At 71.9% G+C, this 16,703-nt stretch carries 14 protein-coding genes and 1 pseudogene; 6 read left to right on the top strand and 9 right to left on the bottom strand.

Going from position 1 to position 16,703, the window contains the following annotated elements:
* Positions 1–27: 27 nt before the first annotated feature.
* Positions 28–1,026, bottom strand: a complete 999-nt coding sequence (locus tag LXN57_RS33380; RefSeq protein WP_251802200.1) for an aldo/keto reductase — start codon at positions 1,024–1,026, stop codon at positions 28–30.
* 124 nt (positions 1,027–1,150) lie between these two features.
* On the opposite strand from LXN57_RS33380, the gene LXN57_RS33375 reads away from it, so the two are divergent.
* Together LXN57_RS33375 and LXN57_RS33370 are read left to right on the top strand one after the other, a co-directional pair.
* The gene (locus LXN57_RS33375) at positions 1,151–1,993 is read left to right on the top strand and encodes a helix-turn-helix transcriptional regulator (protein ID WP_251802199.1); all 843 of its coding nucleotides are present in this window, start codon (positions 1,151–1,153) and stop codon (positions 1,991–1,993) included.
* A 32-nt stretch (positions 1,994–2,025) separates the two neighbouring features.
* Positions 2,026–2,760: a CPBP family intramembrane glutamic endopeptidase gene (locus tag LXN57_RS33370; RefSeq protein ID WP_251802198.1), complete on the top strand. Its 735-nt coding sequence runs from the start codon at positions 2,026–2,028 to the stop codon at positions 2,758–2,760.
* Here the strand turns inward: LXN57_RS33370 and LXN57_RS33365 are convergent.
* From LXN57_RS33365 to LXN57_RS33335, 7 genes and pseudogenes are all read right to left on the bottom strand, one after another.
* Complete coding sequence (locus LXN57_RS33365) at positions 2,741–3,529, bottom strand: alpha/beta hydrolase (RefSeq protein WP_251802197.1); 789 nt, start codon at positions 3,527–3,529, stop codon at positions 2,741–2,743. The two genes, LXN57_RS33370 and LXN57_RS33365, sit on opposite strands and share 20 nt — an antisense overlap.
* Positions 3,530–3,568: 39 nt before the next feature.
* The gene (locus LXN57_RS33360; protein WP_251802196.1) at positions 3,569–4,990 is read right to left on the bottom strand and encodes a glycerophosphodiester phosphodiesterase family protein; all 1,422 of its coding nucleotides are present in this window, start codon (positions 4,988–4,990) and stop codon (positions 3,569–3,571) included.
* A 100-nt stretch (positions 4,991–5,090) separates the two neighbouring features.
* Positions 5,091–5,441, bottom strand: coding sequence for a TetR/AcrR family transcriptional regulator (locus LXN57_RS33355; RefSeq protein ID WP_251802195.1), 351 nt, complete (start codon positions 5,439–5,441; stop codon positions 5,091–5,093).
* A gap of 61 nt (positions 5,442–5,502) precedes the next feature.
* Complete coding sequence (locus tag LXN57_RS33350) at positions 5,503–6,990, bottom strand: MFS transporter (protein ID WP_251802194.1); 1,488 nt, start codon at positions 6,988–6,990, stop codon at positions 5,503–5,505.
* A gap of 148 nt (positions 6,991–7,138) precedes the next feature.
* Positions 7,139–7,774: a hypothetical protein gene (locus tag LXN57_RS33345; RefSeq protein WP_251802193.1), complete on the bottom strand. Its 636-nt coding sequence runs from the start codon at positions 7,772–7,774 to the stop codon at positions 7,139–7,141.
* Positions 7,775–7,974: 200 nt separating this feature from the next.
* The gene (locus LXN57_RS48040) at positions 7,975–9,450 is read right to left on the bottom strand and encodes a GGDEF domain-containing protein (RefSeq protein WP_285904699.1); all 1,476 of its coding nucleotides are present in this window, start codon (positions 9,448–9,450) and stop codon (positions 7,975–7,977) included.
* A gap of 58 nt (positions 9,451–9,508) precedes the next feature.
* Positions 9,509–10,099 (bottom strand): annotated as a pseudogene (locus LXN57_RS33335) (DUF1996 domain-containing protein); the annotation flags it as partial.
* Positions 10,100–10,131: 32 nt separating this feature from the next.
* On the opposite strand from LXN57_RS33335, the gene LXN57_RS33330 reads away from it, so the two are divergent.
* On the top strand, positions 10,132–10,938 hold the full coding sequence (locus LXN57_RS33330; RefSeq protein ID WP_251802192.1) for a (2Fe-2S)-binding protein: 807 nt from the start codon (positions 10,132–10,134) through the stop codon (positions 10,936–10,938).
* Positions 10,939–10,953: 15 nt separating this feature from the next.
* Here the strand turns inward: LXN57_RS33330 and LXN57_RS33325 are convergent, their stop codons facing one another.
* Positions 10,954–11,592, bottom strand: coding sequence for a hypothetical protein (locus LXN57_RS33325; protein WP_251802191.1), 639 nt, complete (start codon positions 11,590–11,592; stop codon positions 10,954–10,956).
* A gap of 274 nt (positions 11,593–11,866) precedes the next feature.
* Here LXN57_RS33325 and lon point away from each other — a divergent pair, with 274 nt between their 5' ends.
* The 3 genes from lon to lexA all read left to right on the top strand — a co-directional run bounded on the left by lon (position 11,867) and on the right by lexA (position 16,290).
* Positions 11,867–14,119 carry an endopeptidase La gene (gene lon, locus LXN57_RS33320; RefSeq protein ID WP_438872940.1) on the top strand — a complete coding sequence of 751 codons (2,253 nt, stop codon included), beginning with the start codon at positions 11,867–11,869 and terminating at the stop codon, positions 14,117–14,119.
* Between the two features lie 24 nt (positions 14,120–14,143).
* The gene (locus LXN57_RS33315; RefSeq protein ID WP_251802189.1) at positions 14,144–15,490 is read left to right on the top strand and encodes a UTP--glucose-1-phosphate uridylyltransferase; all 1,347 of its coding nucleotides are present in this window, start codon (positions 14,144–14,146) and stop codon (positions 15,488–15,490) included.
* Positions 15,491–15,645: 155 nt separating this feature from the next.
* A complete protein-coding gene (gene lexA / locus LXN57_RS33310) occupies positions 15,646–16,290 on the top strand; it encodes a transcriptional repressor LexA (RefSeq protein ID WP_251802188.1) in 645 nt (214 codons plus the stop codon).
* Positions 16,291–16,703: the final 413 nt, after the last annotated feature.

Raw genomic sequence — 16,703 nt, 5'->3', positions numbered from 1 at the left:
GGCCCATCGTCGCCCCGACCAAGTAGTTCAGTTGCCCGCGCCGAGGTGGGACATCATCGCGGTGGGGTAGCGGTCGCCCTTGGCGGCGCCGGGCGGGACGGCCTTTTCGATCTCGGTCAGGTCGTCGTCGGTCAGGGTGACCTCGAGGGCGGGCAGGGCCTCGGCAAGTCGCTCGCGGGTGCGGGCGCCGACCAGGGGGACGATGTCGGTGCCCTGGTCGGCCACCCAGGCGATCGCCAGTTGGGCCACCGTGCAGCCCTTGGCCGCGGCGACGCGGCGCAGGGCCTCGACCAGGGTCAGGTTGTGGTCGAGGTTGTCGCCTGAGAAGCGCGGGGTGACGCCGCGGAAGTCGCCCGGCTCGCCGCCGCGGTCGGCGTTCCAGTGGCCCGAGATCAGGCCGCGGCTGAGCACGCCGTACGCGGTCAGGCCGATTCCCAGCTCGCGCAGCGTGGGCAGGACCTCGGCCTCGATGGCGCGCGAGATCAGCGAGTATTCGATCTGCAGGTCGGCGATCGGGTGCACCGCGTTCGCGCGGCGGATGGTCTCGGCGCCGACCTCGGACAGGCCCACGTGGCGCACGTAGCCGGCGTCGATCATCTCTTTGATCGCGCCCACCGTCTCCTCGATCGGCACGGCCGGGTCGAGGCGGGCGGGGCGGTAGATGTCGATGTGGTCGGTGCCGAGCCGGGTCAGCGTGTAGGCCAGGAAGTTCTTGACCGCCTCGGGCCGGCCGTCCTGCCCGTTCCAGGACATGTCGGGGCCGCGCAGTCCGCCGAACTTGACGCTCAGCTGGTAGCTGTCGCGGGGGCGCCCGCGCAGCGCCTCGGACAGCAGCAGCTCGTTGTGGCCCATGCCGTAGAAGTCGCCGGTGTCGATCAGCGTGACGCCGGCGTCGAGCGCGGCGTGCACGGTGGCGAGGCTCTCGGCCCGGTCGGTGGGGCCGTAGACACCGTGGGACATGCCCATGGCGCCGAGCCCGAGCTTGCCCACGGTCGGGCCGGTCTTGCCCAGAGTGACTGACTGCATCGTGTGCTCCTTCGTTGGTCTGTGTCGACCATGCGCCCGTATCGGGCCGGGCGGGAGCGGAGAGTTCATCGTGGGAGCGGCAGTCCCTGGTTGCGCCGGCCCCCGCCGGGGCAGCATGGAGGGCATGCAACGGGATGAGCTGGCCGACTTCCTGCGCCGCCGCCGCGAGGCGATCCGCCCGGCCGAGGTGGGTCTGGCCGACGGGCGCCGGCGCCGCACGGCGGGTCTGCGGCGCGAAGAGGTCGCGATGCTGGCCGGCATGTCGGTGGATTACGTCGTACGCCTGGAACAGGGCCGCAGCAGCCAACCCTCCACGCAACTGCTCGGCGCGCTGGCGCGGGCCCTGCGGCTGTCCGACGACGAGCGCGACCACCTGTTCCACCTGGCCGGCCACCAGCCGCCACCGGCCGACGGCACGGCCCGGCTGGCCCGGGCCGGCCTGCTGCGCATGCTCGACCTGCTCGGTGACACTCCCGCTCTCGTGCTGTCCGATCTCGGGGAGACGCTCGCCCAGAACCGTGGAGCCGTGCTGCTTTCCGGCGACCAGGTCGGCATCGAGGGCGACCGCCGCTATCACGCCTACCGGTGGTTCACCGACCCGGTGGCCCGCGCCGTTCACCCGTCGGAGGACGAGGAGCGCCACTCCCGGGTGATCGTGGCCGACCTCCGCGCGGTGGCCGGGCGCCGGCACGGCGATCCGACGATCGCCCGCCTGGTCGCGCGGCTCAACGCCGAGAGTGAGACCTTCCGCCGGCTCTGGGCGGAACACGAGGTCGGGGTCCGGCGCTTCGACCGGAAGACCTTCGTCAACTCGCGGGTCGGGCCGCTCCTGATGCATTGCGAAACCCTGGTCACGCCCGATCTGGGGCAGTTCCTGCTGGTGCTCACCCCGGCCGACGACGACACCCGCGAGCGGTTCGACCTGCTACGTGTCGTCGGTCTCCAGGAGTTCGCCGCCGGGGTGTGAGGCCCGCCGGCGCGGGTACGCTTCGCGCGGTCATGCCTCCAGTTGCCGTCAAACCCCAGTCCCGCCGCAGGCTGTTCCTCCTGCTCGGCGCCGTTGTCCTGATCCTCGCCGCGGTGAACGTCGCCGACATGTACGGCCCGCACCACACCGGTCTGGTTGCCGGTCCGCTGGTTGCCGTGCTGCTCGTGCTCCTGGCCCGCCGGTCCGGTCTGAGCTGGCACGATCTCGGGCTTTCCCGCCGTACGTTCGTGCCCGGGCTCAAGTACGCCGTGGGTGCCATCCTGGCCGTCGCGGTCGTCTACGCGATCGGGGTGGCCCTGCCCCTGACGCGTCCCGCGTTCAACGACGTCCGCTACCACCTGCACCCCGGCGCCGCCCTGCTCACCGCGTTCATCATCGTGCCGCTGGGCACCGTGCTGCTGGAGGAGATCGCCTTCCGCGGGGTACTGCTCGGCCTGGTCAGCCGCCACCGCGGCGCCGTGTGGGCCAGCATCACGTCGTCGGTCCTGTTCGGCCTGTGGCACATCCTGCCGTCGCTGCGCCTCAACAACGCCAACGCCGCCGTCGGTTCCGTCTTCGGTTCGGGGGCGACCGGCCGCATCCTGGCCGTGCTGGGCGCGGTCGCCTTCACCGCCCTCGCCGGCGTGCTGCTGTGCGAGTTGCGCCGCCGCAGCGGAAGCCTGCTGGCCGCCGCCGCCCTGCACTGGGCCACCAACGGCCTGGGTCTGCTGGTGGCGGCCGCCCTGGCTACGACCAGCTTCGCCTGAGCAGGCCTTCCACGAGGGGTTCGCGGTAGTCGTCGTTGTGGCCGCCGCCCTCGACGGCGACGACCCGGACCGGCCCGGCGGCGTCGTCGGCCACGGTGATGCTCTGCTCGGGCGGAACGACCGAGTCGGCCGTGCCGTAGACGACCAGCGTCGGCACGGTGATCGTGCGGATCGGCCGGGCAACCGGAAATTCGTCCCGCAACAACAGCCGGACCGGCAGGAACGGGTAGTGCTCCCGGGCCGCCGACCCCAGATCGGCGAACGGTGACCGCAGCACCAGCATCTCCGGCGGGTGCCGGGTCGCCAGCCCGGTCACGACCGCCGCGCCCAGGCTCTCCCCGAGATAGACCAGCCTGGTCCCGGCCCGCTCGGCCAGGAAGGCGCGGGCGGCATCGGCATCGCGGGCCAGCCCCTCCTCGCTCGGCCGCCCGGGGTTGCCGCCGTAGCCGCGGTAGTCGAGCAGCAGCACGGTGAAGCCCTCGGCCGCCAGGGCAGCGGCGAGGGGCGCCCGGCCCAGCCGGTTGCCCGCGTTTCCGGGCGCCACCAGCACGGCTGTGCCCTGATCGGGCGTACCGGAAGGTGGCCGGAACAGCCAGGAGCCGAGCCGCAGCCCGTCGCTCGTGTGCAGGGTGACCGGCTCGGCCCCGGCGACCAGGGGCGGCGTCGCCCGGTCGGGAAAGTAGATCAACCGTCGTTGCAGGAACCAGATCGCGGTCAGGATCAGGGCCAGCACCACCAGCACGACAAGTGCCACCCGGAGCCGGACCATGCATCGATTATGTGCCCTCCCGCGCCGAGCGGGCCGGGCTCAGTCGAGCGGCGTGAACTCCAGGTGGTCGAGGTTGAAGTTCTGGTATCGGTCGGCGTCGGCTCGCAGGACGACGGTGTGGGCGCCCTCGGTCAGGTGCCAGGACGGGATCACGACCTGGGACGCGAAGGCGTAGTGGGAGGTCGTCGTCATGACCTCGACCGGCGGGGTGGTGCGGGCGCCGTCGAAGGTGAGGGTGAAGCGGCCGGCCGGGCGGTACGGGGAGGCCACCCGCGCCGAGACGCGGTAGTTGCCGCTGCGGGGAATGGCGACGTCGTAGCGGATCCACTCGCCGGCCCGGATCCAGCCCACCACGATCGCGCCCGCGGTGTCGCCGACGTCCACGCCCTCGAACGGGCGGGCGGCGCCGCCACGGTTGATGTCGTCCAGGTCGTAGTAGCCCAGGCCCTTGCCGGCGGGGGAGTAGTCCTCGGCCTGCACCCGCACCGTGCCGGCGGGTTGTGGCGGCCACGGGTGGCCGAGGTCACGGGCGCTCAGCCAGGCGCTCAGATCGTCCGGGTCGTCGGTCTGGATGATGTCGGCGCCGTGCCGCTCGATCAGCGTGGCCCAGCCGAGCGCGGGATCCCGCAGTGAGGCCTCGTCGGTGTAGCCGGCCGCCATCCCGTACCACATGGTGCTCACCCAGACCCGGCTCGTGGCTTTCGCCCGCGCCACCGCCGCCGGCTGGATCTGGGCGTCGGTCAGGCGGTCGAAGACCAGCTCGTACGCCTGCGGAGGCCGTCCCGGCGGGAAGGCGCCGATGTCCACCGCGTTGGCGTCGCCGACCACGTGGTTGTAGAGGATCCGCGGGTCCCGGTCGAGGAACGCGGTGACCTCGTCGATCGGCGCGCCGCTCTTGAAGATGCCCTGCTCCACCTGGCCGAGCTCGACGAGCAGGTCGTAGATCTGGTCCCGGTACGCCCATCCGCGGTCCAGGTTGACCAGGGCCCCGCTGTCGCGCAGGGCCAGCAGGGCCTCCCGCAACGTCGGCACGCCCACCGCGGTGACCGGCGCGTACCTGCCGCCCAGCCCTTCCCGCAGCCGCAGCGCCCGCACCTCGGCCAGCGTCAGATCGGCCACCCGCCCCCGGCCGTCGGTGGTGCGGTCGACGCTGTCGTCGTGCATGAGCACCAGCTCGCCGTCCCGGGTCCGCCGGATGTCGACCTCGACCACCTGCGCCCCGTGCGAGACGGCCTGCGTGACCGCCCCGAGCGAGTTCTCCGGCGCGCCCCGCCAATAGCCGCGGTGCGCGACAACCATGACGGGAGCCCCCGTGCCGTGCCGGAGGAACAGGCTGCCCGGTTTCTCGACCGCCCGCAGCGGAACAGCCGCCGGCAGCGGAAGGGCCTCGGTCTCCCGCAGCGGAAGAACCGCGCCGGCCAGAGCGACGAGGGTAACGGCGGCAATGATCGGCACACGCATGTCGCCGTGTATCGAACCATGCCGCCGCACCCGCTTCAGTCCGCGGGGGGCCAGGGAAGCCCCGTGCAGGCCGTGGTCTTCGCCTACCGCACCGGCCGGGTCAGCCTATGAGGGCGCGGGTCGCGTCCTCGAGCGGCTCGCGCAGATCGTCCTCGCCGGCCGAAGCGATCGGTTCGAGGCCGAGCGCGGCCTTCAGCAGGCTGATGCCCACCGCCGTGGCCAGCACGATCTGAGCCCGCAGCAACGCGTCGTCGGTTCCGTCCGGAGCCAGCTTCTCGCTCAGCGAGCGCAGCACATCCCGGCGCAGCTCGTCGATCCGTTCGTCGCCGGACGACCTGATCAGCAGCAGGAGCGCGTCGAGGTGCCGCCGGTCGTCCAGCGAGCCGCCCAGCCGATGAGCGAGCCGCGCCGCGATCTTGCCGGGCCCGGTGGCGGTGGCCTCCGCCCGCACGTCGGAGGCGGCAAAGGTCAGGCACGCCCGGAACAGGCCTCCTTCGAGGTGAAGTACCGGCTCAGGCGTTCGTGCGGTGCAGCAGGTGGATCTCGTCGGGCTCGGGCGGGAGGTCGTCCACGCCGGCCTCGACGGCTTCCTCGTGCCGCTTCTGGGCCCGGGGGAGGGCCAGCGCGGCGACGACCGCGAGGGCGGCCACGGCGGCGCAGACCCAGAAGCCGTTGGTGAACGCGGCGTCGGTGGGCAGGCCCTGCGGCGTGGTGTTGGAGGTGATCACGGCGGCCACCACGGCCGTGCCGATGCTGCTGCCGATCGTACGGGCAATGGTGTTGACGCTTGTGGCCTCGCCGGTCTGGGCGGCCGGGACGCTCTCGATGATGGCGTTCGACATCGCCGCGAAGGCGAAGCCGATGCCGGCGCCGGTCAGGATGCCGGAGGCGAGAACCTGCCAGATCTGGCCGTGCGCGATCGCGGGCAGGGCGAACGCGGCGACCACGAAGACCGCGCCCAGGAACATCGGCAGCTTCGGCCCGTACCTGCGGTTGAGGATGCCGGCGAGCGGACCGAACACCACCATCATGACGACGGTCGGCAGCAGGAACAGGCCGGCCTGGGAGACGGACTTGCCGAAGCCGTAGCCGGTGATCGCCGGCAGTTGGAGCAGCGTGGGCACCAGCAGGAACGTGCCGAACATGGCGAAGCCGAGGATGAGCGCGACCAGGTCGGTGGCCCAGACGCCGCGGATCTTCATGAGCCGCATGTCGATCAGCGGCTCCTTGACCCGCAGCTCGACGAGGACGAACCCGGCCAGCCCGACGACGCCCAGCGCGAGCAGCCCGACGGTCTTGCCGTCGTCCCAGCCCCAGGCCTGGCCCTTGCTGATCGCCAGCAGCAGGGCCACCAGCGAGACGGAGAGGATGCCGGCGCCCAGCACGTCCAGCTTGCCCGGCGTGCGGACGGCCGACTCCTTCATGCCGAAGATCGCCCCGAGCAGCGCCACCACGACCAGAACCAGCGGCAGCCAGAACAGCCAATGCCACGACAGGTGCTCGACGATCGGCCCGGCCGCCACGATGCCGATACCGGCGCCGACACCGAAGATCGCCGAGATCAGGCCGACCGTGGTGGCGACCCGCTCGCGGGGCAGCTCGTCGCGGACCATGCCGATCGACAGGGGCAGAATCGCGCCCGCCGCACCCTGCAGCACGCGCCCGATGATCAGGACGGTGAGGTTCGGCGCCAGCGCGGCGACCACGGTGCCGACGGCCAGGATGGCCAGCACGCCGATCAGGACCTTGCGCTTGCCCCGCATGTCGCCGAGCCGGCCGAGGATCGGGGTCAGGACCGAGGCCGACAGCAGGTACGCCGTGACGACCCAGCTGACGTCGCTCGTGGACACCTGGAGCTCGCGCCCGATCGTCGACAGCGCCGGCGACACCAGCGACTGGAGCACCGCGAAGGCCAGCCCGCCCAGCGCCAGATAGAGCACCAGTAACGAGCTCTTACTCGTGGCCGGCCCGGCCCCGGTCTCTTCCACGGTTTGCGTCATGGGTGTTCCCAACAGCTAGAAGTAAACGCCTGCTGACTTATTATGGTTCGCCCGCCCCATAAGTAAACAGTTGCTTACGTCACACGCGTCGGCCAGGATGAGGGCCGCCATCCGCGGGCCCCGATCCTCCACGCGGCCCACGAAGTGATCACCGAGCTGCGATTGCTCCAGAAGTCCCGATGACGATTCCGGTGCGTGACGCCAGGCGGCGCCGGGCGTCGATCCAGAGGTCCAGGTCGGGGTGGCCCTGGCGGCGGCCGAGTTCGCACTGGGCGCCGAGGATGTGCGCGTCGAGCCAGACGTACGAGTCGGCCAGCCGGTTCGAGCGCCGGCGGGCGTCGGCGAGCAGGTCGAAGGCCCGCCCGGTGTTCCCCGCCGCCTCGGCGACGAGCGCGAGCGACCGGGCGGCCATCCCCTCCCAGCAGGGGTCACCGATCTGGCAGGCCCGGGCGAAGTCCTGCTGCAGGATGCGGGCCGCGGCACCGGGATCGCCCGAGGTCAGGTGGACCTCGCCGCGCCGGGCCCGCACGGCCAGGCCACGAGCCGCCGTGAGATCACCCGCGGCCAGCCGCCCGAGCGCGGCCTCGTGCAGTATCGCCTCGGACGCCGCCGCGATCCGCCGCCGCTCCGAGAGCAGCCACGCTTCGAACGCGGGCGCACCCCGCACCGCGATGCCGTCCAGCAGGTCGGAACCCAGCCCCGGCAACGCGACGGCGGCCACCCACGATCCGTGACGGAGCACATCGACATCGACCACGGCGCCCGGCGGAAGGCGCAGCCGCACCGGATCCCCGTCGACCTCCACCCCAGGCCGCGGCGGATCTCGGCCAGCCCCCACCGCAGGGCCCGCAGCGGGTCGTCGGCCTCGGCGTACAGGAGACCGGCGAGCCGGCGCAGCCCTCATAGGACAGCGCCCCTGTTTGACACACCGTTTGACGCCCGGCGACCGTCCGTGCCGGCCAGACTCCGGCAGCGGTTACCCACTCACCGCGTTCCGACGGAAGCGATCGGGAAGCTGTGGTGCACGCGGTTGCGGCCGCTGTTCTTGGCTGTGTACATGGCCTGGTCGGCCCGGCGTAGTTCGGTGTCGGGGTTCGCGTGGGGGGCGGTGGTGATGACGCCGATGCTGGCGCCCACGTGGACCGGGTGGGAGAGGGCGTCGAACGGCTCGGCGAGGGACGTCAGGATTCGTTCGGCTACCGTGCCGGCCAGGGCGTCGTCGGTTTCGGGGAGGATGACGGCGAACTCGTCGCCGCCCAGGCGGGCAACCACGTCGCCCCGGCGGACGGCGGCGTTGATGCGCGTGGCCACCTCGACCAGGACCGCGTCACCGGCCTCATGGCCGTACGTGTCGTTGACCGGCTTGAAGCCGTCCAGGTCGAGGTAGAGCAGGGCGGTGGGGCCGGTGGAGCCGGTGAGGGTGGCCGCCCAGCGGTCGTGGAAGCGGCGCCGGTTGGCCAGGCCGGTCAGCTGGTCGGTGCTGGCCTGGCGTTCCACCGCTCGCAGGGCGCCCGCCAGCTGGCGGAGCAGGCCGTCCATGCGGGCGATCACCAGCAGGAACAGGATGGTGCTGCCGGCGACGATGATGGGGACGTCGATCGGCATGCCGCGCAGCCACTCGATGGCCAGCACGGCTGGGGCGGTCAGGCTGGCGGCGGCCAGCATCAGGACCCGGCGCCGGGGAGCGGGGGCGCCGGCTGCCACGGGGGCGCTACGGCTCGACAGTGTCGCCACCGACGGGTGCAGGGCGGCGGCTCCGCCCAGGGCCTGCATGGCGAGCCAGCCCAGGTCGATGATGTTGCCGGCCGTGTAGCCGATGCTGAGCTCCAGCAGCGCGTAGCCGACGTCGGCTACCAGCAGGGTGAGCACGCTGCCGACGAACAGCCAGTAGGCCGGCGGGCGGTCGCCGCGGCCGGTAACGAGGCGGGACAGGACGGCCAGCACGAGCAGGTCGGAGATGGGGTAGGCCAGGGAGACGGCTCGGCCCAGGGGGCTCAGGTCCTCGGCCCGTACGTACGGGACCAGCAGGAAGACCCAGGTGAGCAGGGCGGCGCCGGTGGACAGGACGAGGGCGTCGATCAGGCCTGGCATGTCCCGGCCGGGGCGGCGGGCCCGCACGAGGCCGACCACGGCCACCGCCAGCATGGCCGCGAAGGCCAGGTACAACCAGTCGGCGTACCCGGGGAAGACGTCGCCGCCGGCCGAGATGTGCTGCAACCAGTAGACGACCTCGGCCAGCGCGAAGCAGGCGCGCGCGGCCGCCAGCAGGTACCAGGGCCAGCGTACGGCGGGCTTGTTGACCTTGACACCGACGACGATGGCAGCCGCCGCCGACATGCCGAGCACGCCGACGACGACCGACTGCACCAATTCGTACGGGAACGCGTAGTAGACCCCGGAGGCCACCGCGCAGAGGGCGAGATAGACCTGCCAGGCCGCCGGCCGGCGCCATCTGCCCACCGCGTACCCCCTGCCGAGTGTCCTGACCCGGACATGATCGGCGTACGCGGGGGCGGGTTTAGAAGTCGCCGTTGGTGTTGCACTTCGCCTTCTGGACGACGCAGTTCTTCACGCGCTCGCCCAGCGCCCTGTTGTCCCAGGCCATGAACGCGTCGCCGTGCATCGAGGAGGCCATCCCGGACGCCAGCCGGAAGCCGCTCGGGCTACCGCTGGTGGGGTAGGCGATCAGGAACGACAGGTTGGGGATGGCGACCGGGTAGTCGCCGCGGCAGGTGCCGTCGTAGCTGTACGCGACGTGCGCCTTGTGGGTGGGGCTGTCGAGGTTCCGGCCGTCCCAGCAGTCCTGGAAGACCAGGTGGAACATCAGCACCGCGGTGGGCGCGCAGACCGGCCAGTTGCCGTCGGCGCTGCGGCCGATCTCGCCGCCCGGCCCGGCGCAGTAGAACGCGTTGACCGAACCGGCGGGCGTCGGCGTCTGCGACCGGGCGTCGCCGGCGATCATGCGGAAGCCCTGAGGGAAGGGCACCGTGACCGACGGGTCGGTCAGGCGCGAGCCGTAGTAGACGACCACGTCCTTGGGCTCGATGGCCCGGTCGTTCTCGTAGAGGGTGGGGATCCAGTAGGCCGACAGGTCGGGCGCCGGGCGGCAGGTGGCGCCGGAGGTTAGGTTAGCCTTACCGCATGGTGTTCGCCCCGGCCGCTGAAACCGCCGCCCGGCTGGCGGCGCTCGACGATTACGCGGGTTTTTCCGTACGACCGGGAGACGGCTGGGTCGCGCTGGCCACCGCCGAGGCCGACGGCCGCCTCGACCACTGGCTGGAACTGCTCATCGCCGAGCACGGCGGCCGCAACGTCGCCGGCAGCACCCTCGGCTCTGCCCTGGCCGCCGCGGTGGTCGGCCCGACCGTCGGTTCGCTGCTGCTCGACCGGCGCTGCCCCGACCCGGCGCTGTCCAACCTGACCGCGTTGCCCGCCGGCAACGGCGAGTTCGACGCGCGCGGCGTACGTACGGGCGTGATCGCGGTGCTGACCGGCGACCCGGCGGCCGCCCACCCCGACAGCGTCGCCCTGCCGGACGAGAACGCCCTCGACGACTGGTGGGCGTCGCGGGCCGCGGCCACGCTGACCCCGCTCTTCGAGGCGGTGCGCACCCGGGCCCCGTTCGGGCTACGCAACCTCTGGGGTCTGGCCGCCGACGACGTCACGGCGACGGCCCTGTGGCTGGCCGAACTGGCCGGGCGCGACCAGCAGGCCGCCTGGTCGCGGGCGCAGCGCCTGCTGGACGCGCTGGCCCGGCACGTCCCCGTACGCTTCCCGCGCAGCCGCCAGTTCCCGGCCGGCGATCGTCTGCACCAGGTGCGCGGCACGTGCTGCCTCTACTACCGCAGCACGTCCGAACCCGGCTCGCCCGCCGAGAACCGCTGCGACACCTGCCCCCTGCGCGACGACGACTCCCGCCGTACGCGGCTGCTCGCCTACGGGCCTTAGCGGGCGCCGCGGTTCTCAGAGGGCGCCACGGTCGACGAAGCTGAAAGTGCCGCGGCTGCCGCCGTCGCCGACCTCCTGGATGTAGAGCGCCGAGCCGTCGTTTCGCACCTGCACGGTGCCGAACTTCTCGTTGGAGATCCAGTGCGTGGGGCGGCCCTTGTCGTCCGACTTGCCGGTCGCGCTGATCCGGAAGAGGGTGTTCTCGTTCTCGGCGCACTTGACCGTGCCCAGGCTGACCGGCTCGTCCCCGGTGTCGGCGTTCACGCACCAGCGGCCGCCCTCCTCGCGGGCCCGAAGCGCCTCGATCAGGAACTGGCCGTTGCCGGCCGGAATGAGCCGGAACCGGGCGCCGTCGTCGGTGCCGGAGCCGATGGTGATCGGCCCCTCGTAGGAGGCGCTCCAGTCCTTGTCGTCCTCGGTGATGTGGATGAGAGCCTGCCGCTTGCCGCCCAGGATCTGCTTGGTGGCCGCGGCCGGGTCGACCCTGGTGTCGTCCGGAGTTGGTGAGGGCGACGTGGTCTCCGGCGCCGTTGCCGACGGCGTCGACGCGATGCCGGCCGGGGCCTGGGCCGGGGAGGGCGTGCTGCACGCCGACAGGACCAGCGCGAGGCCGGTCAGAGCGGCGCTGGTGGTCAGAGTTGCGGAGCGACGCACGGGGAGAACCTCCAGGAGTCGTGATCTTTGTCGTTCGATCGTCTACCCAGACCCAATGGCAGGAATCACCTGTTTGTGCCATATGCCTCCGCGCGGACCTCGCACTGCCCGTGGTGCTGAGCCTGCTGGCGGACGGTGTTCGCTGGCAGTGAACGGCGGAAGATGTTGACGGCCTTCGAGGTTGAGCGGCTCATACTCAACTTTTCGGAGGTGCCGGGTGGCCACCAAGCGACTTCCCGTGTTGTTCCTTGACGACATCGTTCTGCTGCCGGGCATGGTCGTGCCGGTCGAGCTCGACGAGGCGGCCCAGGCCGCCGTGGACGCGGCCCGCACCTCGGCCGGCTCCGAGCTGCTCATCGCGCCCCGGCTCGAGGACCGCTACGCGTCCCACGGCGTCGTGGCGAGCCTGCGGCAGGTCGGCAAGTCCCGCGGCGGCACGCCCGCTGCCGTTCTCCGCACCGGCGTCCGAGCACGCATCGGCAGCGGGGTGACCGGCCCCGGCGCGGCCCTGTGGGTCGAGGCCGAGCCGGTCGCGACCGTCGCGCCGAGCGAGCACGCCCGTGAGCTGGCCGCCGAGTACAAGCAGCTGGTCGTCTCGGTGTTGCAGCGCCGCGAGGCGTGGCAGGTCATCGACTCGGTCAGCGCCATCGACGACCCGGGCGACCTGGCCGACACCGCCGGCTGGGCCCCGTACCTGTCCAACGACCGCAAGCGCGAGCTGCTGGAGACTCCCGACGTGGAGGCCCGGCTGCGGCTGCTGATCGAGTGGACCCGCGACTTCCTGGCCGAGTCCGAGGTCAGCGACAAGATCGACAGCGATGTCCGCGAGTCGGTCGAGCAGCGCAACCGGGAGTACCTGCTCCGCGAGCAGCTCAAGGCCATCCGCAAGGAGCTCGGCGAGGGCGAGGCCGACGGCAACGACGACTACCGCGCCCGGGTCGAGGCGGCCGACCTGCCCGGCGACGTCCGCGAGGCCGCGCTGCGCGAGGTCGGCAAGCTGGAGCGGGCCGGCGACCAGAACCCCGAGGCCGGCTGGATCCGCACCTGGCTCGACACGGTCCTCGACCTGCCCTGGAACGTCCGCACCACCGACAACACCGACCTGGTGGCGGCCCGAGCCGTGCTCGACGCCGACCACCACGGCCTCGACGAGGTCAAGGACCGCATCGTCGAGTACCTCGGCGTGCGCGCCCGCCGCGAGTCCCGCGGGCTGACGGTCGTCGGCGGCCGCGGTTCCGGCGCGGTGATCCTGCTGGCCGGGCCGCCCGGAGTCGGCAAGACCTCGCTGGGTGAGTCGGTCGCCCGCACCCTGGGCCGCAAGTTCGTCCGGGTCGCCCTCGGTGGCGTCCGCGACGAGGCGGAGATCCGCGGCCACCGCCGTACGTACGTCGGGGCCCTGCCCGGCCGCATCGTGCGGGCCATCCGCGAGTCGGGCTCGATGAACCCGGTCGTCCTGCTCGACGAGGTCGACAAGGTCGGCAGCGACTACCGCGGCGACCCCGCGGCGGCGCTGCTCGAGGTGCTCGATCCGGCGCAGAACCACACGTTCCGCGACCACTACCTCGATCTCGATCTCGACCTGTCGGACGTGGTGTTCATCGCCACCGCCAACGTGCTCGAGACGATCCCGCAGGCGCTGTTCGACCGGATGGAGCTCATCGCGATCGACGGCTACACCGAGAGCGACAAGGTCGCCATCGCCCGCGACTTCCTGGTGCCGCGGCAGCTTTCGCGCGCTGCCCTGTCCGAGGGCGAGGTGACGGTCACCGAGGACGCGCTGCGCGAGATCGCCGCGAACTACACCCGGGAGGCGGGCGTACGGTCGTTCGAGCGCCTGCTGGCCAAGGTGTTCCGCAAGGCGGCGCTGGGCGAGCTGCCCGTCACCGTCGGGGCGGCCGACCTCAAGGACCTCATCGGAAGGCCGCGCTTCGAGCCGGAGTCGGCCGAGCGCACGGCCGTTCCCGGTGTGGCCACCGGTCTGGCTGTGACCGGGATGGGCGGGGATGTGCTCTACATCGAGGCGTCGCTGCTGCCCGGTGACAAGGGCGGCCTGTCGGTCACCGGCCAGCTCGGCGACGTGATGAAGGAGTCGGCGCAGATCGCGCTCTCCTACGTCCGGGCCCACGCGGAGGAGCTGGGCATCTCGCCCGAGCAGCTCGACCACCCGATCCACCTGCACGTGCCCGCGGGCGCGGTGCCCAAGGACGGGCCGTCGGCCGGCGTCACGATGACCACGGCGCTGGTCTCGCTGCTGCTCGGCCGCAACGTGCGGGCCGAGGTCGGCATGACCGGCGAGGTGTCGCTGACCGGGCGGGTCCTGCCCATCGGCGGTGTGAAGCAGAAGCTGCTCGCGGCCCAGCGGGCCGGCCTCACCGAGGTCTTCCTGCCGAAACGCAACGAGCCCGACCTCGACGAGGTGCCCGCCGACGTGCTGGCCGCCCTGACCGTGCACATCGTCTCCGACGTACGGGAGATCCTCAGCTCGGCCCTGGAGCCCGTGTCCGCGGGAATGGTCGCCGCGGCGTAAGGCCCCGGCGATAGGGTCTCGGGTATGGAGGCTTACGCCCGAGCGACCCTGTCGAAGGCGGAGAAGGACGGCGCCCACCCGGCCGAGCTGGCAGCATTGCGCCGCCGGCTCGACCAGGTGGAAGCGCCGCGGGCCGGGCTGCTCCCCGGCGACGAGCTGGAACCGCTCACCGACGTGCCCGGGCTGGACGATCTGCCCGAGCCGTCGGTGGAGCGGGCCCGCGAGGTCCTCGACCAGCTCGCCGTGGTCAAGCTCAACGGCGGCCTGGGTACGAGCATGGGCCTGAGCGGGCCCAAGTCGCTGCTCGAGGTCAAGCCGGGCCGCAGCTTCCTCGGCATCATCGCCACTCAGGTGCTGGCCGTCCGGAAGCGGTACGGCGTACGCCTGCCTCTGCTGCTGATGAACTCGGCCACCACCCGGGGCCCGTCGATGGCCGCGCTCGAGGGGACCGGCGCGGAGGACTTCCTGCAGGGCCGCGAACCCAAACTGCGCGCCGACACCCTGTTCCCGGTGGAGTGGCCGGCCGACCCCACCCTGGAGTGGTGCCCGCCCGGCCACGGCGATCTCTACACCGCGCTGACCGCCTCGGGAACGCTCGACAAGCTGCTCGACGCGGGCGTGCGCTGGTGTTTCGTGTCGAACGCCGACAACCTGGGCGCCACCCTCGACGTCCGCCTGGCCGCGTGGATGGCGGCCGAGCAGGTCCCGTTCGCGATGGAGGTCGTCCGCGGCACGCCGGCCGACCGCAAGGGCGGTCACCTGGCCCGCTACCGGGGCCGGGTCGTGCTGCGCGAGACCGCCCAGGTGCCCGACGGCGACGACTCGTTCAGCGACGTCGAACGCTGGCGGTACTACAACACGAACAACCTGTGGATCGACCTGCGAGCCCTGCGGCGACTGCAGGAGGCCGACCCGGCCGATCCCGAGCTCCCGCTCATCGTCAACCGCAAAACCGTCGACCCCAAAGACCCGTCCAGTACGCCGGTGATCCAGCTGGAGACCGCGATGGGCGCCGCGATCGGCTCCATCGACGGCGCCCGCCCGGTGCTGGTGCCGCGAACCCGCTTCGCACCGGTCAAGACCACCGACGACCTGCTGGTCGTCCGCTCCGACGCCTACGAGCTGACCGCGGACGGCCACATGCGCCCCAGCTTCGACGGCTCCGGTCCGGTGGTGACGCTGGACCCGGCCCATTTCCGCCTGATGCCCGCCTTCGACCAGCACTTCCCGGCCGGCCCGCCGTCCCTGCGCGAGGCCACCCACCTGACCGTCGACGGCGACGTGACCTTCGGCGCCGACGTCACCATCGAGGGCGACGTCCACCTGACCGGCCCGCTCACCGTCCCGGACGGCGAAACCCTGCGCGGCTGAGCAGCTGAGTAGCTGGTGTTCTCGCAGGCCCGCATCGCGAAGCCGGCGGATCTGGGGCGCGTGGTCGACGACATCTGACGCAGCTGCCGGCGGCGACGGCGAAGCTGTCGGCGCGCCTACCAGGCCGGTCGTGAGAAGGCTGGCAGGATCCTGGGGTGCTGACGGATGAGGACTACTACGACACGTCGAGGCTGACCGAGCGGCAACGCCAGATCCTCACCGTCATCCAGACCTGGGCCCAGCGGCACGGCTACTCGCCGTCGTCGCGGGAGATCGCGGACGCGCTCGGGCTGGCCTCCACCTCGACGGTCGGGCGGCATCTGCGCGCCCTCGAAGAGCTCGGCTTCCTGTGCCGCGGGCGGGCGACCAGGCCCATTGACGTACGGATGTTCCTGCTGCCCGAGCAGCGGCAGCCCGCACAGCCGGCGACCGTGGGGGTGCCGTTGCTCGGTGACATCGCGGCCGGCACGCCGATTCTGGCCGAGCAGAACTCCGACGAGGTGCTCGCCCTGCCCCGCGAGCTGGTGGGCCGGGGCAGTCTGTTCGGTCTGCGCGTACGCGGTGACTCGATGATCGACGCCGCCATCTGCGACGGCGACATCGTCGTGGTGAAGCAGCAGCACGAGGCGTACAACGGCGACATCGTGGCCGCCATGATCGACGACGAGGCGACCGTGAAGGTCTACCGCCGCCGGGGCGGCCACGTGGTCCTCGAGCCGCGCAACCGCGCCTACGAGAACATCGACGGCGACCGGGCCACGGTGCTCGGCAAGGTCGTCTCGGTGCTGCGCCGCACCTAGGAAGTTGCCGCTTGTTCGCCAGCGAGATCCCGATGCGTACGGTGTCGTGGATCACTTCGGCGGTAGGGCCGTTCGGTCGGTATTCGTGCAGGTCGGAGGCCCGGATTCGCCCGTGCACGGAAGGTGAGCACCCGCATTTACGGTGCGGGGCCTTATCATGTCTTCCCGAACTCGGCTTCAGAAGCGCACGACACCGTCAGGACGCGTTGTCCGGTCCTGGCCGAGTCGTGTAAATAGGAGATCCACTCCGGCGACGACGAGGATAGATGAACCCCTACGGCGATCCGCAGTCTCCGAGCGCCCGGGCCCGCGTGCCCGGCGCCGGCTCCGCCTCTGTGCCGCCCGCTCCCGCGGGGGGGCGCGCTTCGGTCGGTTCCGCCGCGGTCGGTGGCCGGGCCTCGGTGGGCTCGGCG

The sequence above is a fragment of the Paractinoplanes hotanensis genome (assembly GCF_023717965.1).
GTDB lineage: Bacteria > Actinomycetota > Actinomycetes > Mycobacteriales > Micromonosporaceae > Actinoplanes > Actinoplanes polyasparticus.
This window is presented reverse-complemented; position numbering and strand designations above follow the sequence as displayed.